General features: G+C 68.4%; 17 protein-coding genes. 8 read left to right on the plus strand and 9 right to left on the minus strand.

The window, feature by feature from the left end:
- Positions 1 to 20: 20 nt before the first annotated feature.
- The 4 genes from glnA to CHB69_RS06585 all read left to right on the plus strand — a co-directional run bounded on the left by glnA (position 21) and on the right by CHB69_RS06585 (position 5,369).
- Positions 21 to 1,433 (plus strand): type I glutamate--ammonia ligase, encoded by a 1,413-nt coding sequence (gene glnA, locus CHB69_RS06570; protein ID WP_089215197.1) that lies wholly within the window; start codon positions 21 to 23, stop codon positions 1,431 to 1,433.
- 177 nt (positions 1,434 to 1,610) lie between these two features.
- A complete protein-coding gene (locus tag CHB69_RS06575; RefSeq protein ID WP_089215198.1) occupies positions 1,611 to 3,137 on the plus strand; it encodes an NAD(P)/FAD-dependent oxidoreductase in 1,527 nt (508 codons plus the stop codon).
- A 52-nt stretch (positions 3,138 to 3,189) separates the two neighbouring features.
- Complete coding sequence (locus tag CHB69_RS06580) at positions 3,190 to 3,561, plus strand: GtrA family protein (RefSeq protein WP_245836587.1); 372 nt, start codon at positions 3,190 to 3,192, stop codon at positions 3,559 to 3,561.
- A gap of 143 nt (positions 3,562 to 3,704) precedes the next feature.
- Positions 3,705 to 5,369, plus strand: a complete 1,665-nt coding sequence (locus CHB69_RS06585) for a hypothetical protein (protein WP_141133927.1) — start codon at positions 3,705 to 3,707, stop codon at positions 5,367 to 5,369.
- Here CHB69_RS06585 and msrB read toward each other — a convergent pair.
- On the minus strand, positions 5,350 to 5,838 hold the full coding sequence (gene msrB, locus CHB69_RS06590) for a peptide-methionine (R)-S-oxide reductase MsrB (protein ID WP_089215201.1): 489 nt from the start codon (positions 5,836 to 5,838) through the stop codon (positions 5,350 to 5,352). The two genes, CHB69_RS06585 and msrB, sit on opposite strands and share 20 nt — an antisense overlap.
- 43 nt (positions 5,839 to 5,881) lie before the next feature.
- Positions 5,882 to 7,138, minus strand: coding sequence for a cytochrome P450 (locus tag CHB69_RS06595; protein ID WP_089215202.1), 1,257 nt, complete (start codon positions 7,136 to 7,138; stop codon positions 5,882 to 5,884).
- A gap of 188 nt (positions 7,139 to 7,326) precedes the next feature.
- Here CHB69_RS06595 and CHB69_RS06600 point away from each other — a divergent pair, with 188 nt between their 5' ends.
- From CHB69_RS06600 to argJ, 4 genes are all read left to right on the plus strand, one after another.
- On the plus strand, positions 7,327 to 7,851 hold the full coding sequence (locus CHB69_RS06600; protein ID WP_089215203.1) for an SRPBCC family protein: 525 nt from the start codon (positions 7,327 to 7,329) through the stop codon (positions 7,849 to 7,851).
- A gap of 67 nt (positions 7,852 to 7,918) precedes the next feature.
- The gene (locus CHB69_RS06605; protein WP_089215204.1) at positions 7,919 to 9,223 is read left to right on the plus strand and encodes a M20/M25/M40 family metallo-hydrolase; all 1,305 of its coding nucleotides are present in this window, start codon (positions 7,919 to 7,921) and stop codon (positions 9,221 to 9,223) included.
- Positions 9,224 to 9,439: 216 nt separating this feature from the next.
- Entirely contained in the window at positions 9,440 to 10,873 is a 1,434-nt protein-coding gene (locus tag CHB69_RS06610; protein WP_089215205.1) for an aldehyde dehydrogenase family protein, read from the plus strand.
- A 70-nt stretch (positions 10,874 to 10,943) separates the two neighbouring features.
- Complete coding sequence (gene argJ, locus CHB69_RS06615) at positions 10,944 to 12,170, plus strand: bifunctional glutamate N-acetyltransferase/amino-acid acetyltransferase ArgJ (RefSeq protein ID WP_089215206.1); 1,227 nt, start codon at positions 10,944 to 10,946, stop codon at positions 12,168 to 12,170.
- Between the two features lie 96 nt (positions 12,171 to 12,266).
- Here the strand turns inward: argJ and trxA are convergent, their stop codons facing one another.
- From trxA to CHB69_RS06650, 7 genes are all read right to left on the minus strand, one after another.
- Positions 12,267 to 12,587 (minus strand): thioredoxin TrxA, encoded by a 321-nt coding sequence (gene trxA / locus CHB69_RS06620; protein WP_089215207.1) that lies wholly within the window; start codon positions 12,585 to 12,587, stop codon positions 12,267 to 12,269.
- 34 nt (positions 12,588 to 12,621) lie between these two features.
- Positions 12,622 to 16,185 (minus strand): UvrD-helicase domain-containing protein, encoded by a 3,564-nt coding sequence (locus tag CHB69_RS06625; protein WP_089215208.1) that lies wholly within the window; start codon positions 16,183 to 16,185, stop codon positions 12,622 to 12,624.
- Entirely contained in the window at positions 16,185 to 19,157 is a 2,973-nt protein-coding gene (gene addB, locus CHB69_RS06630) for a double-strand break repair protein AddB (protein WP_089215209.1), read from the minus strand. The genes CHB69_RS06625 and addB overlap by 1 nt, the downstream gene beginning before the upstream one ends.
- Positions 19,158 to 19,265: 108 nt before the next feature.
- Positions 19,266 to 19,985 carry a nucleotidyltransferase family protein gene (locus tag CHB69_RS06635; protein ID WP_089215210.1) on the minus strand — a complete coding sequence of 240 codons (720 nt, stop codon included), beginning with the start codon at positions 19,983 to 19,985 and terminating at the stop codon, positions 19,266 to 19,268.
- A complete protein-coding gene (locus CHB69_RS06640; protein ID WP_245836589.1) occupies positions 19,982 to 20,983 on the minus strand; it encodes an aminoglycoside phosphotransferase family protein in 1,002 nt (333 codons plus the stop codon). The genes CHB69_RS06635 and CHB69_RS06640 overlap by 4 nt, the downstream gene beginning before the upstream one ends.
- Entirely contained in the window at positions 20,968 to 21,420 is a 453-nt protein-coding gene (tsaE, locus tag CHB69_RS06645; RefSeq protein ID WP_089215211.1) for a tRNA (adenosine(37)-N6)-threonylcarbamoyltransferase complex ATPase subunit type 1 TsaE, read from the minus strand. Before tsaE ends, CHB69_RS06640 begins: the two co-directional genes overlap by 16 nt.
- Positions 21,417 to 23,774, minus strand: coding sequence for a PAS domain-containing sensor histidine kinase (locus CHB69_RS06650; protein WP_089215212.1), 2,358 nt, complete (start codon positions 23,772 to 23,774; stop codon positions 21,417 to 21,419). The genes tsaE and CHB69_RS06650 overlap by 4 nt, the downstream gene beginning before the upstream one ends.
- Positions 23,775 to 24,072: the final 298 nt, after the last annotated feature.

A 24,072-nucleotide genomic window follows, 5' to 3' on the forward strand; every position in this document is an offset into this window, starting at 1 on the left:
CAAGAAGGAAGTGTAAGACCATGGCCACCAAGCCGAAGGATATCGTCGCCCGGATCAAGGATAATGACATCGAGTGGGTCGATCTGCGTTTCACCGATCCCAAGGGCAAATGGCAGCATCTGACGATGTGCGCCGGCGTCATCGACGAGGACGCACTCGAGGACGGCCTGATGTTCGACGGCTCGTCGATCGCCGGCTGGAAGGCGATCAACGAGAGCGACATGATCCTGAAGCCCGACCTCGAGGCGGTCTACGACGATCCCTTCTCGGCCACGCCGATGCTCGTCATCTTCTGCGACATCGTCGAACCCTCGACCGGCGAAGGCTATGCGCGCGACCCGCGCACGACCGCGAAGCGTGCCGAGGCCTATCTCGCCTCGACCGGCATCGGCGATACCGTCTATGTCGGTCCCGAAGCCGAATTCTTCATGTTCGACGACGTCCGCTTCGAAACCGGCTACAACAAGTCGGGCTTCGAGATCGACGACATCGAACTGCCGACCAACACCGGCCGCAGCTATGAGGGCGGCAACCTCGGCCACCGCCCGCGCGCCAAGGGCGGCTATTTCCCGGTCGCGCCGGTCGACAGCGCGGTCGACATCCGTGCCGAGATGGTCTCGACGATGCTCGAAATGGGCCTGCCCTGCGACAAGCACCACCATGAGGTCGCCGCGGCGCAGCACGAGCTCGGCCTGACCTTCGGCACGCTCACCGAAACCGCCGACCGCATGCAGATCTACAAATATGTCGTGCATCAGGTCGCGCACGCCTATGGCAAGACCGCGACCTTCATGCCGAAGCCGATCAAGGACGACAACGGCAGCGGCATGCACACCCACATGTCGATCTGGGAAAAGGGCAAGCCGAGCTTCGCCGGCAACGGCTATGCCGGGCTTTCGGACATGTGCCTCTATTTCATCGGCGGCGTGATCAAACATGCGAAGGCATTGAACGCCTTCACCAATCCGACGACGAACAGCTACAAGCGCCTCGTCCCGGGCTTCGAAGCGCCGGTGCTGCTCGCCTATTCGAGCCGCAACCGTTCGGCTTCGTGCCGCATCCCCTATGGCGCGGGCGCCAAGGCGAAGCGCGTCGAATTCCGCTTCCCCGACGCGATGGCGAACCCCTATCTCGCCTATGCCGCGCTGCTGATGGCGGGCCTCGACGGCATCCAGAACAAGATCCATCCCGGCGACGCGATGGACAAGAATCTCTATGACCTGCCGCCCGAGGAACTCGCCGACGTCCCGACCGTCTGCGGTTCGCTTCGCGAAGCACTCGACAGCCTGACCGCCGATCACGACTTCCTCCTGAAGGGCGACGTCTTTTCGAAGGATCAGATCGAAGCCTATATCGAGCTCAAGTGGGACGAGGTCTATGCCTTTGAGCAGACCCCGAGCCCGGTCGAGTTCGACATGTATTACAGCGCCTGATCGTCACCGATCAGCGACGCCAACGGGGCGTCCGGTCTGGGGGGACCGGACGCCCTTTTTGTTGGCGTCTTCATTCTGTTCCGCAAGGAAGGATCAAGTCCTAGCGCTCCGTTAACCAGTTTTTAGAACCATTCCCCCACAGCGGACGCGAAGCATTTTGCTGCGTGGGGAAATCGGATGACAAATAGTGCGAGCCGGCCGACGAGCGTGGACGTCGCGATCATCGGCGCGGGACCGGCGGGACTGACCGCGGCCTATCTGCTGACCAAAGAGGGCTACCGCGTCACGGTCATCGAAAAGGACCCCGACTATGTCGGCGGGATCAGCCGCACGGTCGAGCATGAGGGGTTCCGCTTCGATATCGGCGGGCACCGCTTTTTTTCCAAATCGCAGGAAGTGGTCGATCTGTGGAACGAGATATTGCCCGACGATTTCATCCAGCGCCCGCGGATGAGCCGCATCTATTATGAGGGCAAATTCTACTCCTATCCGCTGCGCGCGTTCGAGGCGCTGTGGAACCTCGGCCTGTTCCGGTCGGCGCTGTGCATGGCGAGCTATGCCAAGGCGAAACTTTTCCCGAACAAGGCGGTGCGCAGTTTCGAGGACTGGACGGTGGGTCAGTTCGGGCACAAGCTCTATTCGATCTTCTTCAAAACCTATACCGAGAAGGTGTGGGGGATGCCGTGCGACGAGATGTCGGCCGACTGGGCGGCGCAGCGCATCAAGGGGCTGAGCCTCGGCGCCGCGGTGCTCGACGGGCTGAAGCGCAGCCTGGGGCTCAACAAGGCGCCGAACGACGGCATGGCGACCAAGACCTTGCTCGAAACCTTCCGCTATCCGCGGCTCGGCCCCGGAATGATGTGGGACGCGGCGGCGGGCAAGGTGATCGCCGGCGGCAACCATGTGCTGATGGGGCACAGCTTCAAGCAGCTGACGCAGGACCAGACCACGGGACGCTGGCGGCTCACCGCGACCGGACCCGACGGCGATGTCGTGATCGACGCCGCGCATGTCATCAGCTCGGCGCCGATGCGCGAGCTTGCGGCGCGCATCCATCCGCTGCCCGCTTCGGCGCTCACCGCGGCGCCGAAGCTCAAATATCGCGACTTCCTGACCGTCGCGCTCAAGATCCGCTCGGAGGATCTGTTCCCCGACAACTGGATCTATATCCACGACAGCAAGGTCAAGGTCGGCCGCGTCCAGAATTTCCGCAGCTGGTCGCCCGAAATGGTGCCCGATCCCGAGCTTGCCTGCGTCGGCCTCGAATATTTCTGCTTCGAAGGCGACGGGCTGTGGTCGTCGAGCGACGCGGATCTGATCGCGCTCGCGACCGACGAGATGGCGATCCTGGGCCTGTGCGATCCGGCCGATGTCGTCGGCGGCGCGGTGGTGCGGCAGGAAAAGGCCTATCCGGTCTATGACGATGACTATGCCGCGCATGTCGCCGCGATGCGCGAGGAACTCGAAGCGCGCTACCCGACGCTGCACATGGTCGGGCGCAACGGAATGCACCGCTACAACAATCAGGATCATGCGATGATGACCGCGATGCTGACGGTGCGCAATATCGTCGCGGGCGAACGGATATACGACATCTGGGGCGTCAACGAGGACGCCGAATATCACGAGAGCGGCAGCGAAGGCGAACGCGCCGCGCTCGCATCGGTGCGCGACGTGCCGCAGCGCGTCGGCAAGGCGGCGTAGGGCCGTAATGCCGCTGCCCCCGTTGCTGCGCCGGGTCACCGACCTGACCATCTTGCGCTATGTCGGCGCGAGCGCGGTTGCGCTCGGAGGCGATATGGCACTTTTTCTGGTCTTCCTCATGGCGGGCTGGCGGCCTGCGGCCGCTTCTGCGGCAAGCTATTGCGCGGGGATCGCCATCCACTGGCTGATAAGCTCGCGCATTGTCTTCATCGACGGCGCGCGCACCGCGGGCTTGCACCGGATGCGTCAGAAGAGCCTGTTCGTCGCGTCGGCCTTGATTGGGCTGGCAATTACCGTGGCCATCGTTGCTGTGGGGGACAGGATAGACGTCGATGCGCGCCTGTCGAAGCTGGCGGCAATCGGGATCAGCTTCGTCGCAACCTATTATTTGCGCAAGACGCTCGTTTTCGCGGACGCGCGATGACGGAAGCGGCGCGAAGACCAGCAGCTCTGCCGCCGGGCCTTGGCCGCCTCGCCTTCATGCTATGGCTCGCGGTCGTCGCGGTGAGCCTCTTCGTCTATCGCGAAGGGATCGCCGCGCTCGATCTGCGCGACGCCGACGACCTGATGCGGCTCGCCGAGGTCCGGGACCTGATCGCGGGACAGAGCTGGTTCGACGTCACCCAATATCGAATCAATCCGGCGGGCGGCGGCGGGCCGATGCACTGGTCGCGCTTCATCGACGCGCAGATTGTGGCGCTGACAGCATCGCTGCGCCCTTTCATGTCGCCTGAGGCGGCCGAGCGTTGGGCGGCGGCCCTATATCCTCTGGTCCTGATTCTGCCGCTCTTCCTGCTCCTCGGGCGGATTTCCGCGCGGCTCGGGGGCCGGGACGAGACGATCGCCGCATTGCTCATCGCGGCGGTCGGAGTAAGCTTCCTTCACTATTTCGCACCGCTTCGGATCGACCATCATAATTGGCAGTTGCTGCTTTCGGTCGCGATGCTGTGGCTCGCGCTTGGTGAACCCGATTTTCGGCGCGGTCTAGCGGCGGCGCTTGTCATCACGGCGCACCTCGAAATATCGCTTGAGGGCTTTCCCTATCTCACCCTGTTCGGCGCGCTGTTTGCATTCGACTGGCTGCGCGACCCGCGGCAAGCCCCTCGATTGAAGGGCTTCGTTGCTGGACTGTGCGTCTTTCCTGCATTGTGGCTGCTCGCCTTTCGCGGTCCCGAGGTTCTGGTGAGCGTGCAATGCGACGCCTTTTCAAGGCCCTATATAATCGCCACCACCACCACTGCGGTAGTGCTCCTGGCCGGGCTGCTGCTGCCGATGCTTGCCCATTCCTGGCAGCGGCGCGCGTCGGCTCTGGGACTGGCAGGCGTTGCGGGAACAGTGGCGTTTGCACTCTCGGGGCCATCCTGCCTTGACGGGCCGTTCGGTGCGCTGGAACCGTTGGTGCGCCATTACTGGTACGACCGGGTTCTGGAAGGGCAGCCGGTCTGGGCGCAAAAGATCGACTTCGCCGCGCTGTACGTGGCACCGATATTCGTCGGCTTGGGAGCGGCGATCATGGCATGGCGGCGCGCGCGCGGGACCGGCTGCGCATATGACTGGGACCGCATGCTTTTCGTACTTCTCGGCAGCTCGCTATTGTCGCTTCTCGTGTTCCGCACCGCTGCGACGACGCACGCCTATCTGGTGCCCGCCTTCGGCGCTATGGCAACCGGGCTGTGGCGATGGAGCCGGACACGCCGCACGGCGCTCGGTCGCGTCGGCGGCGCCATGCTGGTACTCGCCGCGCTTCCCGCGTTCGACTCATGGATTGCTGACCGTCTGGCGATAGAGTTCTTTTCCAACCGCGTGGCAACGATCGAGGATCGGGCGGAAGCGAAAAAAGCGAGCTGTCCCACGATGGCAATGCTCGCGCCGCTTGCCGGCCAGCCCCCCCAGCTGGTCTTCGCGCCGCTGGATATTGGCCCGTCGATCCTGGTCGGGACTCGGCACAGCGTGCTGGCAACCGGTCATCATCGCAGCCACGTGGAAATGAACCGCGTGATCGACACCTTTCTGTCAGATCCCGCCAAGGCCGAATTGTCGATACGCAGGAGCGGGGCTGCCTATGTAGCGCTTTGCCTGCGCCTGCCCGAAATCGGCAACTATGTCCGAGCACGACCGCACGGCCTGGCGGCGCGACTCGCGCGGGGCGAACGCATAGGCTGGCTGGACCTCGACGAGTCCTTGTCGCGGGGCGACCTTCGCGTCTACCGCGTCAGGCCGGCCGGAAGCTGAGCGCGGCGCCGTTCATGCAATAGCGTTTGCCCGTCGGCTTCGGGCCGTCGTCGAAGACATGCCCCAGATGCCCGCCGCAGCGGCGGCAGTGGACCTCGGTGCGCGGATAGCCGAGCTCGCGGTCGGTCGCGGTGCCGACCGCATTTTTCAGCGGCGCCCAGAAGCTCGGCCAGCCGGTGCCGCTGTCATATTTGGTCTTGCTCGAATAGAGCGGCAGCTTGCAGCCTGCGCACAGGAAAATGCCGGCGCGATGCTCGTCGTTCAGGGGGCTGGTAAAGGGCCGCTCGGTCGCCGCCTCGCGCAGCACGCGAAACTGCATCGGGGTGAGCCGCTTTTTCCATTCGGCCTCGGAAAGCCGCCAGCCGGATTCGGCCTGCGGCCGCCGGCCCGGCTTGGCGAACAGCATCGGCGCGCCGATGAGCGCGCCGCCGAGCGCGAGACCGCCGATAAGATGTCGCCGTTCGATCATATCGAATGATACGTGGCGGACGCGGCGGAGGTTTCAGCCCGCCTCAATATTTTTCGAGCTGCACATCCATGTGGCGATAGCCGTGAACGAAGCAGGCGTGAACCCGCTCGGGCTCGCCGAGAACGTTCACGCGCAGCCGGCGCCGCTGCATCTCAGCGATCAGCGCGGTGAGCTGCAGTTCGGCGACGCGCGCGCCGACGCAGCGGTGGATGCCATAGCCGAACGACAGGTGCCGCCGCGCATTTTCGCGGTCGACGATGATCCGGTCTCCGTCGGGGAAGATGCTCTCGTCGCGGTTCGCCGAGACATACCAGAGTGCGAGCTTGTCGCGCTTCCTGATCTGGTGGCCGAAGAGTTCAGTATCCTCGGTCGCGGTGCGCCGCATATGCGCGAGCGGGGTCTGCCAGCGGATGATCTCGTGCATCGCGTTGACCGCGAGTTCGGGGTCGTGGTTCGCCTCGAGCTTCGCGCGCTCTTCGGGAAATTGCGACAGGCCATAGGCATAGGCCGACATCGAATTGCGCGTCGTGTCGTTGCCGCCGACGATGAGGAGGATGAGATTCCCCATGAACTCATTCTCGCTCATATGACTCATCGCGTCGGACTGGAGCATGATCGAGATGAGGTCGTGCTGCCCCGGATTCCTGGCCTTGCGCGCCCAGAGTTCCTGAAAGGCGCCGCCCATTTCATAGGCGATCGCGAGCCGCGCCTGCCGCTCTTCGAGCGTATTGAAGCTTTCGATGTCGCCGAGCGCGTCGGACCAGGCGGTGAGCTTGTGGCGTTCTTCCCACGGAAAATCGAAGAGGATCGCGAGCATCTGCGTCGTCAGTTCGATCGACACCTTCTCGACCCAGTCGAACGTCTCGCCGATCGGCAGCGTGTCGAGCACCGCGGCGGTGCGCGCGATCGTGTCGGCGCGCATCCGCTCGATCTCCGACGGGCCGAAGGCGGGCGCGACGGTGCGGCGCTGCGCGGTGTGCTGCGGCGGGTCCATCGCGATGAACATCGGCATCGGGATTTCGCCCTCCTGCAGATGTTCGACGCCGTCGCCCGCGACGGTGATCCCGCCGACTTCCCACGACGAGGAAAAGATCTTGGGCAGCGCCTCGACATGCTGGATCGGCTTGTAGGTCGTCAGCGACCAATAGGGACCGAATTTCGAATCCTCGCAATAATGGATCGGCGACTCGGCGCGCAGGCGCGCCATCGGCTCCTGCCAGCGGTCCTCGCTCCAAAGCTCGGCGCGGGTGACGTCCAAAGGATCGGGATTTTCGGGGGAAACGCGATATTGGGTGGCCATCGGGGCAGCTCCTCTCGGCAGGGGGCCGTCTGGCGCGGCCTTGGTCGGTTGCAGAATGCCACTATTTACAGCTTTGTCAACGACGGCCTGGGCGAAGCCGGCACGCCGAAGCGATACCGCGATAAACGCCCGGGCTTACGCTTTGGTAAGGCATGGGGGCTAGGCAGCTCTGACGAAGGGAAGCTGTCATGGCCATGCTGCGTCATCTGTTGCTGATCGCCGCGCTGCTCGTCACGGGCGGCTGCGGCAAGGCGGTCGAGCTCGTCAGCCAGACGCGCACCGTCGCCGCGCCGCGCGAGGCGGTGTTCGCGAAGATGTTCGGCGACGACGGCGCCTTTGCCGGCCTGCCGCTCGTCACCAACGGCGGCTCGACGCGGCTTTATGAACTGGTCGTCGAAAAGGGCGAGCCCGGGTTCGAGCGGATCGCGCCGAAACAGCGGCCCGATGCCTATAAGGTCAAGATCGCGGTCGCGATGGAAATCCCGCGCGAGGCGCACATGATCTATAGCGTCGACGACGGCGCGCTCGCGACGGGCCTGAAATTCACCTTCGAGGAACTCGCGCCCGATCGCACGCGCGTCGCCTTCACCGTCGACGAATTGTCGGGGCACGACACCGAAGGGCTCGCGGTCAACAGCGCGAAGCTGCGTTCGGTCGCCCATGACGCGCTCAGGAAGCTCGACGATTTCGACGAGGTCGACGAACAGGCCTGACCCGGGCCGACCCGCTTGCTCCTTCGCCGCCGAGCGGCCACAAGGGCGGCAAAGGAGTCTGCCGCCCATGAAATCGCTCGCCGCGCTGCTCGCCCTCCCGCTCGCCCTCGCCCTCCCTGCGCAGGCGAAGCTGTCGCCGGCGGAGCAGATGATGGCAAGGACGGTCGCGGCCGAGCAGGAGCGCAACGTCGCGCTGCTCGAGCGGCTGGTGAACCAGAACAGCGGCACGTTGAACCTTGCAGGCGTCGAAAAGGTCGGCGCGATGATGCGCGCCGAACTCGAACCGCTGGGCTTTGCCGTCACCTGGACCCCGATGCCCGGGACGGGCCGCGCGGGGCATCTGGTCGCGGTTCACAAGGGGCGGCTCGATACCAAGCGCCTGCTCCTCATCGGCCACCTCGACACGGTGTTCGAACCCGATTCGCCCTTCCAGCGCTTCGAGCGCATGGGCGACAAGGCGAAGGGACCGGGCGCGGGCGACGACAAGGGCGGGATGACGGTGATCGTCGCGGCGCTGCGCGCGATGAAGACGGCGGGGACGCTCGATGGTGCCAATATCGAAATCCACCTGACCGGCGACGAGGAGGATGCCGGCGATCCGATCGAAAAGGCGCGCGCCGCGCTGATCGCGGCGGGCAAGCGCAGCGATGTCGCGCTCGGTTTCGAGGGGCTGGTGCGCGACGGCGGCGCCGACATGAGCTCGGTCGCGCGGCGCTCGTCGGAAAGCTGGACGGTGACCGCGAGCGGCAAGACCGGACACAGCTCGGGCATCTTCACCCCCGAACAGGGCGACGGGGCGATCTATGAGCTCGCGCGCATCCTGCATCGTTTCCGCACCGAGCTGCCCGAGCCCAATTTGACCTTCAACGTCGGGCTGATCGCGGGCGGCGAGCAGGCGAGCCTCGACACCGGCAAGATCCGGGCGAGCGCGAGCGGCAAGACGAACATCGTTCCCGCGACCGCGATCGCGCGCGGCGACCTGCGCACGCTGTCGGGCGAGCAGGCGGCACGGGTGAAGGCGAAGATGGCGGCGATCGTCGCCGACCATGCGCCCGGCACCGGCGCGAGCCTGGCGTTCGATCCCGGCGGCTATCCCGCAATGGCGCCGACGACAGGCAATCGCGCGCTGCTGACGCGGCTCAATGCGGTGAACCGCGACCTCGGCCTGCCCGAGATGGCGGCGCTCGACCCGATCAAGCGCGGCGCCGCCGACATCAGTTTCGTCGCCCCCGACATCGACGCGCTCGCGGGGCTCGGCACCTATTCGACCGGCGACCACGGCCCCGAGGAAACGGTCGAATTGCCCAGCATCGCGCGGCAGGCGACGCGCGCCGCGATATTGATGTCGCGCCTGGCTGCGGAAAAGCGGTAGAAAATTACTGTTTTCACAATATTACTGTGTGCTCCCGCGAAGGCGGGAGCCCATCTCCGAACGGCGTCATCTTGAACCGGCAGGAGATGGGTCCCCGCCTTCGCGGGGACACACGGACGGCCTTGGACACTTCCACTGCCTATCACGCTTGATTCATTCACCATAGCGACTAGGTAGCAATCCGAGACGTAAATTCACGCCGATGGGAGACAGGACATGAGCAGCGACCAGCATTTCAAGCAGAATTTCATCGGCGGCCAATGGGTCGACAGCAAGGGCGGCAAACCGCACGACGTCATCAACCCCGCAACCGAAGAGCCCGCCTCGACGATCATCCTCGGCACCGCCGCCGACGTCGATGATGCCGTCGCGGCGGCCAAGGAGGCCTATAAGAGCTGGTCGCAGACGAGCCGTGAGGAACGGCTCGAAATCCTGGGCCGCATCGTCGAGGAATATAAGAAGCGCGCCGGCGACCTCGCCAAGTCGATGGCCGCCGAAATGGGCGCGCCGGTCAGCTTTGCCGCGACCGCGCAGGTCGGCGCGGGCATCGGCGGCTTCCTCGGCACGATCGAGGCGCTCAAGAATTTCAGCTTCAGCGAACAAATGGGCGCGAACAAGGTCGTTTACGAACCGATCGGCGTCGTCGGCATGATCACGCCGTGGAACTGGCCGCTCAACCAGATCGCGCTCAAGGTCGCACCCTCGCTCGCCGCGGGCAATACGATGATCCTCAAGCCCTCCGAGGAATGCCCGGGCAATGCGACGATCTTTGCCGAGATCCTCGACGCCGCGGGCGTGCCGGCGGGCGTGTTCAACCTCGTGCAGGGCGACGGCCCGACGGTCGGCAACGCGATCGCCGCGCATCCGGGGATCGACATGGTGAGCTTCACCGGCTCGACCCGCGCGGGCATCCTCGTCGCCAAGGCGGCGGCCGACACGGTCAAGCGCGTCCATCAGGAACTCGGCGGCAAGTCGCCGAACCTCGTCCTTCCCGACGCCGAGCTAGAGAAGGTGCTGCCGCCGACGGTGCAGGGCGTGCTCGTCAACACCGGCCAGAGCTGCATCGCACCGACGCGCATCCTGGTCCAGAAGGACCGCAAGGCCGAAGCGGTTTCGGTGATCAAGGCGATGTTCGACGGCACCGAGGTCGGCGACCCGATGGCCGAAGGCGCGCATATCGGCCCCGTCGTCAACAAGGCGCAGTTCGACAAGATCCAGGGCCTGATCCAGTCGGCGATCGACGAAGGCGCGACGCTCGAGACCGGCGGCACCGGCCTGCCCGCGAACGTCAACCGCGGCTTCTTCATCAAGCCGACGGTCTTTTCGGGCGTCACCCCGAATATGCGCATCGCCAAGGAAGAGGTGTTCGGCCCGGTCGCGACGATCATGGAATATGCCGATCTCGACGAGGCGGTCGCGATCGCCAACGACACCGAATATGGCCTGTCCGCGGTCGTTTCGGGCGACCCCGCCAAGGCCGCCCAGGTCGCGCCGAAGCTGCGCGCGGGCATGGTCGCGGTCAACAATTGGGGTCCGGCCCCCGGCGCGCCCTTTGGCGGCTACAAGGCGTCGGGCAACGGCCGCGAAGGCGGGCTGTTCGGCCTCAAGGACTTCATGGAAGTCAAGGCGATCAGCGGCGTTCCGGCGTAATCGCCATCACCCCTCCCCTGAAGGGGAGGGGCTTTTGATTCGTGCGTCTTGCGGCTAAACGCGCTCCACCATGACCAGCCGTTCGCCGCTTGCGCCCGCCGCCTTCCCTGCCCTTCCCGACATCGCCGGGGTGACGCGCCGCATCGCGCGCGCACATTACAAGGAATGGGATCGCTGCGACCTGACCTATATCGAGCTGGCGCCCGGCACGACGGTCGCGGGCGTGTTCACGCGCAATGTCTGCTGCTCGTCCGAGGTCGAACTGGGCCGCGAGCAGGTGAAGGGCGGCAGCGGCCGCGCGCTGATCGTCAACGCGGGCAACAGCAACGCCTTCACCGGCTATCGCGGACGCGAGGCGGTCGAGGCGATCAGGGCGCAGGTCGCGGAGCATCTCGGCTGCGCGCCGGGCGAGATATTCGTCAGCTCGACCGGGGTGATCGGCGTCCCGCTGCCCAAGGACAAGGCGCGCGAGGGCGTCGCCGCCGCGCTGACCGCCGCGCCCTGCTCGTGGGAGGCGGCCGCCGAGACGATCGGCACGACCGACACCTTTGCCAAGGGCGCGCACGCGAGCGCGATCGTCGGCGATCGCACGGTAGAGGTTGCGGGAATCGTCAAGGGATCGGGGATGATCGCCCCCGACATGGCGACGATGCTCGGCTATATCTTCACCGACGCGGCGGTAGCGCCGGCGCTGCTTCAGGCCATGCTGACGAAGGCGACCGCAGGCAGCTTCAACGCGATCACCGTCGACAGCGACACCTCGACGAGCGACACGGTGCTGCTCTTTGCGACCGGGCAGGCGGGCAATGTGCCGCTCGCATCGTGGGATGATGCCGGTGCCGATGCGCTTTACGCCGCGATCGAACAGGTGGCGCTCGACCTTGCACAGCTTGTCGTGCGCGACGGCGAGGGTGCGTCGAAGTTCATCGAAGTTCAGGTATCGGGCGCGGTCAGCGACGAAAGCGCCAGGCGCGTCGCGCTCACGATCGCCAACTCGCCGCTGGTCAAGACCGCGATCGCGGGCGAGGATGCAAATTGGGGCCGCGTCGTGATGGCGGTGGGCAAGGCGGGCGAGCCCGCCGACCGCGACCGGCTCGCGATCCGCTTCGGCGACCATATGGTCGCGAAGGACGGCCTGCCGGTCGAGGGCTATGACGAAGCGCCGGTGGCGGCGCACCTCAAAGGACAGGACATCCGCATCGGCGCCGATCTCGGCCTCGGCGACGGGCGCGCGACCGTGTGGACGTGCGACCTGACGCACGGCTATATCAGCATCAACGCCGATTATCGGAGCTGAGCTTCCTTCGTCATTGCGAGGAGCGAAGCGACGCGGCAATCCAGAGCTCGCGTAAACCGCCCTGGATTGCTTCGCTTCGCTCGCAATGACGGAGTTTTACAGCGCGCCTTCGAGCCAGCCCTTGAGCGCGCTCTTGGGCGCCGCGCCGACCTTGGTTTCGGCGACCTCGCCGTTCTTGAACAGGATCATCGTCGGAATGCCGCGCACGCCATATTTCGCCGGCGCGTCGGGATGGTCGTCGATGTTGAGCTTGGCGATCACGACCTTGTCGCCCAGTTCGTCGGCAATCTCTTCGAGCGCCGGGCCGATCATCTTGCACGGGCCGCACCATTCGGCCCAGAAATCGACGAGGACGGGGGTGTCGCTGTCGAGCACGTCCGACTGGAAGCTCGCGTCGCTGATCGCTTTGGTACCCATAGTCTGACTCCTGAATTCCCTCTTGCTCTCCAAGCTAAGCAGTCGGCGCGCCGGGCTCAAGGGGCGTGGAGGGCAAATTCGCCTTGGCAGCCGGGAAGGCGGGCTTGTGCGCCGCGAGGATCGCGTCGTCGAGCTGCACGAGCTTCGGCGCCGCGGTGTAGAGCAGGGCCGCCGCGATGCGCCGCCCCGGAAAGATGACGCCGAGTGCGCCCGCATAGGCCGCCATCTGGCGCAGATAGGCGGGCGCGACCTCGGCGGCGGTCGCGGGGACCTGGCGCCCGGTCTTGTAGTCGATCACCGTCACCGCCTCGTCGGTGACGAGCAGCCGGTCGACGATCCCCGCAACGACCATGCCATCGACGACCGCCGACAGCGGCACTTCGGCGAGGCTGCCGGGGCCGAAGAGCGCGGCGTGCGCGGGATCGTCGAGAACGCCCAGCACCTCCTCCGCCATCGCGCTGCGTGCCGCCTCGTCCAGCGCCGGCGCCTGCGCCGCGAGCCAGCGCAGCGCGGCGTCGCGCCGCTTTTCGGCCGCGACCGGCGGCAGCCGCTCGAACAGGCCGTGGAGCAGCAATCCGCGCGTCACCGCATCGGCGCGCGCGCTGCCCTGCGGCGGCACCGCGACATCGTCCTCGCCGAGCGCCGAGGGGGCGAGCGGGCGCGGCGGGCGCGCTTCCTCGGGCGCTGCGGCGTGCGCCCAAGCGGGGAGCGCGAGCGGCGGCGGCGCGGTCTTCGCGGTCTTGGCGACCTTTGCCCATTTGCCCGGATTGGCGCGGTGGACGCGGCGGCGGCCCCAGTGCGGCCCCGCCTCTTCCCAATCGCACCCCATGCCCGCCAGCACGGCTTCGGCCGCGGCGTGCCAGCTCGCTTCGGGGACCGTGCGGTCGGGCTTTTTCGTCACCCCCGCGACGACGAGAATTTCCTCGGCGCGCGTCATCGCGACGTAGAAGAGCCGCCAATGCTCCTCGGCCGCCGCGAGCGCGGCCTTGTCATAGGCCTCGGCGAGCCTGCCGTGCCGTTCGTCGGCCGGCAGCGCGAACACCGGCAATTTTTCCCACCCCGCAGCATCGACGCTGAAGGGGCGGTGGCCGATGCCGGCGTCGTCGGTCGCGTCGGCGAGGATGACGATCGGCGCCTGCAATCCTTTCGACCCGTGGACGGTCATCACCCGCACGACGTCGCTGCGCGCCTCGGTCTGGCGCTTGATGTCGGCAGCGCTCCCCGACACCGCGGTCAGGAAGCCGAGCAGCGAGACGGTCTCGCGCGCCTCGAAAGCGAGCGCCTGACCCAGCAATTCGTCGATCGGGTCGCGCGCCTCGCGCCCGAGCCGCGCATAAAGTTTGCGTCGCCCGTCGATCGGCCCCGACAATATGGTTTCGAGAAAGCGGAACGGCGTGGTGAAATCGGCCATCGCGAGCAGCTGGCGCAGCGTCGCCATCGTCGCGGGCGGCAGATCGCCTTCGGTCGCGCGCAGATGCTCCCATATCGCCGCACGCCCGCGCGCCCGCGTGCGGGCATAAAGTTCCTCCTGCGTCCAGCCGATCAGCGGCGAGACGAGCAGCGCCGCGAGGTTGAGGTCGTCGTGCGGCTGCACTGCGAAGCGCATCGCCGCGATCAGGTCCTGCACGGCGAGCGGCTGGGTCAGCGCAAAGCGGTCGACGCCGGCGACGGGGACGTGCAGCGCCTGTAATCGCGCGACGATCCGTGCCGCAAGATCGCGGCGGCGGCGCACGAGGATCATGATGTCGCCCGGCGCGACCGGCCGCCCGTCCTTGCCGTGCAGGGTCCACTCCCTGACCTCGTCGGCGATCGCGCGCGCGAGGCGCATCGAGGCAGGGTCCGACGCGGGCGCCGTGCCGTCGCCGCCATCGTCGCCGTCGCCCTCCTCGGCCTCGGCATCGAGCGCCTTGCCGACGGGGAGTGGCGCCCAGAGCTCCACCTGCCCGGCGTGCGCATCGCGGAACGGGCGGTGCGGCGGCTCGGCGCCGTCGAGTCCCATCGCCTTGGCGCCGCCCGCCGCGAGCCACGCATCGGCGACCGCGAGCACCGCGGGGGTCGAGCGATAGTTGGAGACGAGATCGACCTGCCGAAATGCCTGCCCCGCGCGCTCGCCGAGCCCGTGGAACAGGTCGCGCGCGGCGCCGAAGGCGCGCGGGTCGGTGCCCTGAAAGCCGAAGATTGCCTGTTTGCGATCGCCGACGGTGAAGAGGGTGCGGACGCGCTCGGCATCGTCGGGCGCACTCGCGAAAAACTCCTCGGCGAGCGAGAGGACAATGCCCCACTGGCGCATATTGGTGTCCTGCGCCTCGTCGACGAGGATGTGGTCGGTGCGCTGGTCGAGCTTGAAGCGCACCCATTCGCCGAAGTGGCTGACGCGCAGCAGCGACCCCGCGAGCGTGATGAGATCGTCGAAATCGGCGAGCCCCGCCTCGCGCTTGGCGAGCGCATAGGCCTCGGCGAAGCGGCTGCCGAGATGCCAGGCGGCGGCGAGATCGTCGGCGACGCGCATCGCGGTCGCGGTCGTGCGCAGGCGCTGCGCCGCCTCGACGATCCGCACCGCGGCATCGAGGCAGTCGCGCATCTTGCCCTTCTCGCCCGCGAAGTCGGCGCGCAGCTCGCCCTTGCCGGTCAGGAAACAGCCGAGCAGTTCGTCGAGCATCGCCGCGCGCGCGGGGGCGTCGGCGATCAGCCAGCCGATCATCGCATCGTTGCAGGCGAGCCCGGTCCTGGTGCCCCAATTGGCGCCGCTCGCCGCGACCGCTTTGACGTCGTCGTCGGCGACCGCGCCTGCCGCGACCTGCTCGATCAGCCACCGATCGGGGTCGCCTGTCGGCAATCCAAAGGCTTCGCGCAGGTCGTGCGCGCGTGGGGGCAGCGCGGCCGCCGGCCCGCCGAATATCGGCGCGCAGCTCGACAGAAAGGACAGCGCCGCATCGGGACCGAGCCGCCGTGACAGCATGGCGGCGGCGTCGCGCAGGTCGCTCTCCTCTCCCCTCCCCTTCAGGGGAGGGGCCGGGGGTGGGGCTCCGCGGCCTTGCGCGAGGCTTCGAGGCCCCACCCCAAACCCCTCCCCTGAAGGGGAGGGGCTTTCGAGCAGTTCGCTCAGCACCTGCCGCTGCAACGCGCGCGCCTCATCCTCCTCGATGGCGCGAAAGCCGGGGAGCAGCTTTGCTTCGAGCGGGAAGCTGGCGAGCAATGTCTGGCAAAAGGCGTGGATCGTCTGGACGCGGATCGCGCCGCCGGGACTGTCGATCACCGTCGCGAACAGCGATCGCGCGCGCTCGATCAGCCCGGGCCGGTCCCAGTCGAGCCCGAGCGCGCGCAGGTCGAGCCGCAAATCGCCGTCGTCCATTCGCACCCACGCCGCGAGCCGTTCGTGGATGCGGTGCGCCATTTCGGCGGCGCCCGCCTTCGTAAAGGTGATGCAGAGGATCGCTTCGGGCGACACGCCCTCGAGCATTAGGCGCAGCACGCGCGCCGACAGCACCTGCGTCTTGCCCGTCCCCGCCGACGCGCCGAGCCAGACGTGGCTTTCAGGATCGGCGGCGGCGCCCTGCCGTGGGTCGAGATCGTCGAGGCGCTTGAACGGCGCGGCCATCACCCGCCCTCCCCGCGCCCGAACCATTCGTCGCGGCGCATCAGCTGGTCGTAATCGCCATAGCCCGCGGCCTCGCCGGGACCGAAGGGCGCATCGCCGATCAGGTAGCGCGCGGCGAGGTCGGCGAGCGCGTCGGCGGCATGGTCGATCGCTTCCCCGGCGCTCTTCAGCCCGCTGCGCGGACCATAAATGTTCGAAATCTTGCCGGCGCCGCCCGCGCGGCGATCGGGGCGCAGGCTCCAATATTCGAGGCTCGCGACCTCGGCGGGGTCGATCCGCTCCATGCCGCCGCGCTGCGCGATCAGGCCGAGCAGGCCGAGCTGGTTGTCGAGCCTGTCATAGGCCGCCTTGGCGCTCGGCGCCCCGCCCGATTTATAATCGACGATCGCGAGCCGTCCCTCGACGTCGCGGTCGATGCGGTCGGCCTTGCCGTGCAGCGTGATCCCGTCGACCACCGTTTCGCCGCGCAGCTCGACGCCGAGCGGCTTGCGCCCCTCCGCATCGAGCAGCTGCGCCGCCGCCCAGCGCAGCGCCGGCTCGACGCGCGGCAGCCAGAAGGCGCGCGCGATCGCGTCGAGCGCGGGGTCGTGGCGCAGCGCGTCGAGTTCGGCCTCGAACCCCTCGCGCGTCGCGCCATCGCGCACCCAGTCCTCGAACAGCTTGTGGACGCGCGTGCCGCGCCAGCGCGGATCGGGCGCCGCGCTCAAGGGATCGAGCTTCGACAGGCCGAGCATCGCGTTCGCATAATAGGCATAGGGATCGCGCGCGAGCCGGTCGACCGCGGTAACGCTGATCTTGCGCGGGCGGTTGGCCACGGGCGGACAAGGCGCGGGCCGCGCCGCCGGTTGCGGGTCGCCCGGCGGCACGTCGAGCATCGCGGCGAGGCGGGTGAGCGGAACGCCGCCGGGTGCGGGCTCGGGAAGGTCGCCCGCGAGCGCGGTCAGCCGCAGCCAGAAACGCGAGGCGACCGCGGGGTCGCCGCCGCTGCGCTGCGCGCGCGTGACGACGATCTCGCTCGCGCCGAGCGCGCCCGCGAAATCATGCGCCGCAAGTCCCTGCTGCCGCTCGGGCGCGGGCAGGCCGAGGAGGCGGCGGATGCCGGGCGCGAGCCACGGGTCGGGCTGCGTCGCGGCGGGCCAGCGCCCTTCGTCGAGCCCGCCGAGGATCATCAGGCCGGCGCGCTGAAGCCGCGCCTCGAGCAGCCCCCAGATGAACAGCCGCGGATGCCCGCCATAGGGCGGCCGCACACTCGCCTGCGCGAGCAACTGCCCCAGCATCGCGGGGAAATCGCCGGGATCGACGCGCGCCGGTCCGTCGCCGCGCGCGAGCGCCCACTGGTCGAACAGCTCGGCGAGCATCCGCCCGTCGGGGCCGGCCCAGACCGCCTCGCCGGTCAGATAGTCGAGCGCCGCCTGCAAGGCCGACAGCAGGGCCGCGGGGGGCTGCGGTCCCGCCGCGAAGGGCGCGAGCGCGGCTTCGAGCGCGGCCGCCAGTTCGCGCCACCATGGTTCGACCTCGACCGCGCGCCCATGCCCGCGCGCCTTCGGATCGGCGACGCGCCCCGCAATCCGCGCGGTCACGCCCGGCCACCCCGGCTCGAGTCCGGGTTCGCGCAGGATCAGGTCGAGCCGCCGCAGCTGGTCGAGCCATGCCGTGCGCTCCTCCCCCTTGCGAACGAGCGGATGGCCGAGCAGCGACACCAGCTTCACGGAATCGAAATCGGCCGCGAGTTCGGCGAGCAGCAGCAGCAGCGCGCCGGGCGGGGTGCGCGCCAGCGGCTGGCCGGCGCTATCGTCGACCTTGATCCCCCAGCGCGCGAGCGCAGCCGCGACGCGCTCGGCAAGCGCGCGGTCGGGTGTGACGAGCGCCGCGGTGCGTCCCGGCGTCTCGATCGCCTCGCGCATCAGCAGCGCGATCCCCTGTGCTTCCTGCCCGTCGTCGGCGAACACCGCGCCGCTTATGCCGGCGGTCGCCGCCGACAGATCGCCCGCCGCCTGCCAGCGCGCGCTATAGTCGGCGGGCGCGAAGAGGAGCGAGGCGAACGGCGTGCGCGCCTCGGGCCCGTCGAAGGCGGATGCCGCGGGCCATGGCTGCACCTCCTCACGGCTCATCGCCATGCGATCGAGCAGCAGCTTCAGATGATATTGCGGGTGCGTTTCGAGCGGGCGCGCGGGATTTTCAGGATCGGCCTTCGTCGGACCGAGCGCGTCCCATTGCTCGCGCGCCATCGCCTGGTCGAGCCCCGGCAGCACGACCATGCCGCGCTTCATGCCGGCGACCGTGCGCAGCAGCCGCGCGATCGCGGGCGCGGCGGTGGTGATGCCCGCCGCGACGACGAAGCGCGCGGGCGGCGCGGCGCACCACCCCGCGCTCACCCGGTCGAGCAGGCGATTGCGGCGCTCGGCGCGGTCGATGCTGCCCGTCGCCGCGAGCACCGCGGGCCAATGATCGACGAGCAGGCGCAGCCGCCCGAGCGACGCCTGCCAATGTTCGGCGAAGGCGCCGAGGTCGAGGTCGGTGAGCGCGCGCGGGCGCACCTCCTCATAGTGGAGCTGGTCGATCACCCGCGCGAGTCCGTCGGCGAGCTGGAAGGCGGCGGCGCCCCCGATCGGCGCCTCCCCCTCCGGCGTGTGCCGCTCGATCAGTTCGGCGAGCAGCAGGCGGCGGCGCAGCGGGTCGATTGCGGGCGGGATCGGCTCGGTCCCGTCCAGCGCGTCGAGCGCCAGCCCGACGCTTTCGTCGAGGTCGGCGTCGCCGATCACCGCGAGCCGCGGCATCAGCAGCCCCTTGCCCCCCGCGCGCACGAACGCCGCCTGCACCGCGCTGCGCGCGCGATTGCTGGGGAGCAGGATCAGCCCCTCGGCGAGCCCGAGCGCCCCGTCGGCATAGCGGTCGATCAGCCCCTGTGCGAGCGCATCGGCAAAGGCCCGGTGAACCGGGATCGAGAAGAGGGTGGGCCTGGCATCAGCCATCGAGTTCACGCCGCGTCATTGCGAGCGCAGCGAAGCAATCCAGAGCGGTTTGCGCAACCCTGGATTGCCGCGTCGCCTTCGGCTCCTCGCAATGACGGGGATGGCCCGTCACATCTGTGTCAGCGCAGCTTCGGTCGGGGCGATGCTGGCGGGCGTGCCGACGTCGAACCATTGCCCCATATGCGCGACGCCATAGAGCCGCCCCGCCGCAATCGCCCGTTCCCACAGGACCATGGTCGAGAAGGGCCCCTCGGGCGCCCCTTCCAGAAAGCGCCGCGAGACGAGCTGGACGCCGGTATAGACGAAGGGCGCGACGCGGCCGGGCCGCCGCCGCGACAGCCGTCCCGCCGCGTCCATGTGGAAATCGCCCTTGCCGCCATGGCCGGTCGCGCTCGCCTGGCGGATCACGAGCAGCAGCGCGTCCATCTTGCCCGCATCCCAATGACGCGCGAGGTTCGCGATGCTGTCCTGCGGCCCGTCGGTCCAGATATTGTCGCTGTTGACGATCAGGATCGGGTCGCCCCTGAGCAGCGGCAGCGCCTTGACCATCCCGCCGCCGGTTTCGAGGAGTTGCCCCCGCTCGTCGGAAATCGCGATGGTGAAGGGCCGCTTCTGCGCCGACAGATGCGCCTCCAGTGCGTCGGCCAGATAATGGACGTTGACCACGACATGGCCGATACCCGCCGCCTCGATCCGGTCGAGGCTATGGTCGATCAGCGGCTTGCCCGCGACGCGCACCAGCGGCTTGGGGCGCGTCGCGGTCAAGGGACGCATCCGCTTGCCGAGCCCCGCCGCCATCACCATCGCGCTTTCGATCTTCGCGCTCATATCCCCCGCTCCATCCACGCCTCCGCGCGCTTCGCCGCGGGGACATTGGCGTCGAACCATATCCGGACGGGGACAAGCGCCGGGTGCGCGAGATCGCGTTCGAGCAGCCCCCACATGCGCGGCTGAAAGCGGCGATAGCCCTCCTTGCCGTCGCGCTTCCACAGCCGCACGAAGACGCCGAGGATGCGCGTGTTGCGCTGCGCGGCGAGCGCCCAATAGGCGGTGCGAAACGCCTCGCCCTGCCCGGTCGCAGCGACATAGCGATCGAGCATCGCCGCCTCGACCGCCGGCGAGACGTCGCGCCGCGCATCTTCGAGCACCGAGGCGAGATCATAGGCGGGATGGCCGACAAGCGCGTCCTGAAAATCGAGCAGGCCGTAATGCGCGATGCCGTCGCGCCCGGGGACGAGCATGATATTTTCGGCATGATAGTCGCGCAGCACCGTGACGCGCGGCAGCCCGTCGGCCTCGACCGGCGCGAGCACCGCCTGCCACGCCGCGCGAAACGCGTCGCGGTCGGCGTCGATGTCCATCGCCGGGCAATACCAGTCGGTGAACAGCATCACCTCGTCGAGCCACTGGTCGAGCCCGTGTACCGGCAGCCCTTCCATCGGGGACTCGCCGTGCAGATGGACGAGCAGGTCGGTGATGCCGGCATAATGGTCGAATTCGTCGTGCGGCGCCGCATCGAGCGTCTCGCGCAGCCGGATGTCGCCGAAATCCTCGATCAGCAGCAGCCCCTTGTCGAGGTCGCGCGCAAGGATCGCCGGCGCGGTCAGCCCGCGTGCGCACAGCCATTCGGCGACCGCGATGAAGGGGCGCGGGTCCTCGTGCGGCGGCGGCGCATCCATCAGCACCGCCTGCCGCCCCGGCGCCGTCACGCGGAAATAGCGGCGGAACGACGCATCGCCGGCGAGCGGGCGGATTTGCGCGTCGCCCCATCCGTGCGCGGCGAGAAAGGCGGGCGCATGGTCGGGCGGAATCATCGGAGCGGCCATCGCGTTTCCCAAGCGGGCGGCACCGTCGCTGTCAAGACGCGCGCGTCGCCGCTTCCCGAAATGCTGAGCGCAAGCGCTTCCGGCCACGCCTCGCCGCCCAGCCGCTCGGGCCATTCGATCAGCAACGCGCCGTCATAGAGATAATCGTCGAGCCCGAGTTCGATCAGCTCGTCGGCGCCTTCGATCCGATAGAGATCGACATGTGCGATGGGCAAATCGACCTCGGGCGGCGCATAGGGCTGGACGATCGCGAAGGTCGGGCTCGGCGCCTCGCCCGCGAGCCCGCGCGCCTTCAGCATCGCACGCGCAAGCGTCGTCTTGCCCGCGCCGAGATCGCCCGACAGCAGCACGACGTCGCCGGCCGCCAGCGCCCGGCCGATCGCCGCACCGATGCGCCCGGCTTCGTCGAGATTATAGTCGCAACGAAATGGCGTCATTCGGCCCGCGGCAAAAGGATGCGCACCATCGTCCCCTGCCCCCTTTCGCTTACCACCTCCATCGAGCCGCCGTGCGCGGCGACGAGTTGGCGCGCGAGCGCTAGGCCGATGCCGCCGCTCGTCGTCGCCGTCTGCTGCCCCTCGGTCACCGCGGCGACCGCGTCGGGCATACCGGGGCCATTGTCCGATACGATGATCTCGACCCCCTTGGCATCGCCCCACGCATGGAGCAGCACGCGCCCGCCGTGGCGGCGCGCGGGCGCGGTATAGCGGATCGCATTGTCGACGAGCCCCGCGACGAGCCGCGCGAGCCGCGAGGCATCGCCGCCGATCGTCCCGATCGTCTCGGCAAGATCGCCGACAAGCTCGATCCCCTCAGCCTCGGCGAAGGAGCGGGCATCGTCGAGCGCCTCGGCGAGCAGGGTGCGGACATCGACCGCGACGCGCTCGATCGCCAGCGTCCCCGCCTCGCCCTGCGCCAGGTCGAGGACATTGTCGATCTGGCGCGACAGCACCCCGACCGAGTCCATGATCGCCTCGACATATTGGCTCTGCGGCTCGCTGAGCTTGCCGGCATAGCCCGCGCGCAGCATTTCGCCGAACCCGCCGATGGAAGTCAGCGGGGTGCGCAGCTCATAGCTCATCCGCGACAGAAAGGCGGTCTTGACCTTGTCGGCGGCCTCGAGCGCCTCGTTGCGTTCGCGCAGCGCGACCTCGATCTTGCGGCTGTCGGTGATGTCGAGCATGATGAGCAGCGCATTGCCGTCGGGGAGCGGGATCGCGGCGAAATCGAAATGGCGCCCGTCGGCGAAGCGGATCTGGCCGCCGCGCTGCGTGCGTTCGAGCGTCGCGGCGCGGATCACCTCTTGCATCAGGCTCGCCTGATCGGGCCGCGCGAGCCGGTCGGCGAGCCCCGCCATCAGCGCATCGACGCGGGGATGCGCGGCCAGCGCCCCTTCGTCGACCACCCACAGCCGGCGGAAGCGCTGGTTCCACAGGTGCAAGCGCCCGTCGGGCGCAAATACCGCGACCGCCTCGAACAGATTGTCGAAGGTCGCGGTGCGCACGCGCAGCAACGTATCGCGCGCACCCGCGAGCTGGACCTGTTCGGTGCGGTCCTCGGCGATCAGGAGCAGCCCGCCGTCGGGGGTCGGCTGCGCAACGACGCGCAGATGCGTCCCGTCGCGCAGCAGCCATTCCTCCTCGCTCGCATAGGGCAGCGCGAACCAGCCGACGCGCGCCTCGCGCCATTGCGGATAGTCGCGCACCTCGGGCGTGCGCCCGCGGTCGCGCCACGCGTCGAGCAGCCGCGCGAAGGGTTTGCCTTCGGCGACCTCTTCCGCCTCGACCTCGAACAGCCGGCGAAAGGGCTGGTTGGCGAAGAGCAGGCCCTGGTCGGGGCCGAATTGGGCGACCGCCGCCGACAGCCGGTCGAGCAGCTCGCGCTGGGTGTCGGCGAAGCGCCGGTGCGCGCCGCGCTCGCTTTCGAGTTCCTGCACGTCGATCGCATAGCCCGCAACCCCGATCGGCGGCCCGTCCTGCGGCGCGAGCGGAACGTCGACGACGCGCATCATCCGCCGCTCGCCCTCGATCGTCACCGGGATGGTGCGCATCTGCGCGCTGCCCGCCGCGCGCGCCGCCTCGGCGGCTTCGATCGCGCCGATGCCCGCGACGGGCTCGCACAGTTCGATGCCGCCGTCGATCACCGCATCGGCGCTCGCCGCCTCGACCGCGCGCACATAGGCATCGTTGACGAGCGCGAGGCGAAGCTCGGTGTCGCGGAACCACATCGGAAAGGGCGCCGCCTCGATCAGCCCCGACAGCGCCTCGAACGCGCCGAGCGCCTCGTCGCGCTCGCGGCGCATGTCGGCGAGCGCCTGTTGTCCTTCGGTCGCGTCGCTGAGCCACAGCAGCACGCAGCCGGGGCCGCCGACCGCCTGCGGCGCGGGGGCGCCGTGGACGACGATCGTGCGGCCGCTCGCCTGCGGCCGCAAGCTCAGGGTAAAGGGCCGCGCGCCGCGCTGTGCGCCGAGAATCGCCTGCCGCAGCGTGTCGAGCCCCGCGCGGTCGAGGCCGCAGTCGGCGCCCGCCAACTCGTCGAAATTGCGCACCCCGCCCTCAAGGCCGAGCCAGCGCCCGAGCCGCTCGCCCGCCTCGATCCGCCAGTCGGCGCGCACGACGACGGGCAGATAGGGCGACGCGTCGACCAGGCTCGCGAGCCGCTCGGTCTGCGCGGCGACGAAGGCGGAGCGGCGCTGCATCGCGATCCCGCGCCCGACCGCCCACAGCCCGGCGAAGAACCACAGCGCGGCGAACAGCCCCAATGCGAACAGCGCCCCCGGCGACGACGTCATCGGCGTCGCGCTCCACGAATGATGAACGGGGCCTGGAGAAGCATGGACATTGATCCGCCCTATCGGGTGTGCGGGGGCGTTTCAATCGTCGGGCGCGACGCCCGCCCCCGGGCGCGGGTCGCCTTGCCGCAGCCGGGCGCAGAGGTGAAGCAGATTGGCCACAGCGCACAGAGAAAGGATAAGACGAGACTTAACCGGGTTGACTTGTTTCCAAAGCTTTGAAACGCTGCGATCCATGGCGGGCCGGACGGCGCACAGACGCCGACGCGATCCGACGTTTCACAGGGCCAATTGGGCA

It is taken from the genome of Sphingopyxis indica (assembly GCF_900188185.1).
Classification (GTDB): domain Bacteria; phylum Pseudomonadota; class Alphaproteobacteria; order Sphingomonadales; family Sphingomonadaceae; genus Sphingopyxis; species Sphingopyxis indica.

Excerpts from the sequence above, each read along its gene's own strand:
- CHB69_RS06600 (WP_089215203.1), top strand. The coding sequence starts at position 7,327 with ATGGCCATGCTGCGTCATCTGTTGCTGATCGCCGCGCTGCTCGTCACG.
- CHB69_RS06625 (WP_089215208.1), bottom strand. The coding sequence starts at position 16,185 with ATGGCCGCGCCGTTCAAGCGCCTCGACGATCTCGACCCACGGCAGGGC.
- CHB69_RS06635 (WP_089215210.1), bottom strand. The coding sequence starts at position 19,985 with ATGAGCGCGAAGATCGAAAGCGCGATGGTGATGGCGGCGGGGCTCGGC.
- glnA (WP_089215197.1), top strand. The coding sequence starts at position 21 with ATGGCCACCAAGCCGAAGGATATCGTCGCCCGGATCAAGGATAATGAC.
- CHB69_RS06650 (WP_089215212.1), bottom strand. The coding sequence starts at position 23,774 with ATGACGTCGTCGCCGGGGGCGCTGTTCGCATTGGGGCTGTTCGCCGCG.
- argJ (WP_089215206.1), top strand. The coding sequence starts at position 10,944 with ATGACCAGCCGTTCGCCGCTTGCGCCCGCCGCCTTCCCTGCCCTTCCC.
- msrB (WP_089215201.1), bottom strand. The coding sequence starts at position 5,838 with ATGATCGAACGGCGACATCTTATCGGCGGTCTCGCGCTCGGCGGCGCG.
- CHB69_RS06605 (WP_089215204.1), top strand. The coding sequence starts at position 7,919 with ATGAAATCGCTCGCCGCGCTGCTCGCCCTCCCGCTCGCCCTCGCCCTC.
- CHB69_RS06640 (WP_245836589.1), bottom strand. The coding sequence starts at position 20,983 with ATGGCCGCTCCGATGATTCCGCCCGACCATGCGCCCGCCTTTCTCGCC.
- CHB69_RS06585 (WP_141133927.1), top strand. The coding sequence starts at position 3,705 with ATGCGGCTCGCCGAGGTCCGGGACCTGATCGCGGGACAGAGCTGGTTC.
- tsaE (WP_089215211.1), bottom strand. The coding sequence starts at position 21,420 with ATGACGCCATTTCGTTGCGACTATAATCTCGACGAAGCCGGGCGCATC.
- CHB69_RS06610 (WP_089215205.1), top strand. The coding sequence starts at position 9,440 with ATGAGCAGCGACCAGCATTTCAAGCAGAATTTCATCGGCGGCCAATGG.
- trxA (WP_089215207.1), bottom strand. The coding sequence starts at position 12,587 with ATGGGTACCAAAGCGATCAGCGACGCGAGCTTCCAGTCGGACGTGCTC.
- CHB69_RS06575 (WP_089215198.1), top strand. The coding sequence starts at position 1,611 with ATGACAAATAGTGCGAGCCGGCCGACGAGCGTGGACGTCGCGATCATC.
- CHB69_RS06595 (WP_089215202.1), bottom strand. The coding sequence starts at position 7,138 with ATGGCCACCCAATATCGCGTTTCCCCCGAAAATCCCGATCCTTTGGAC.
- addB (WP_089215209.1), bottom strand. The coding sequence starts at position 19,157 with ATGGCTGATGCCAGGCCCACCCTCTTCTCGATCCCGGTTCACCGGGCC.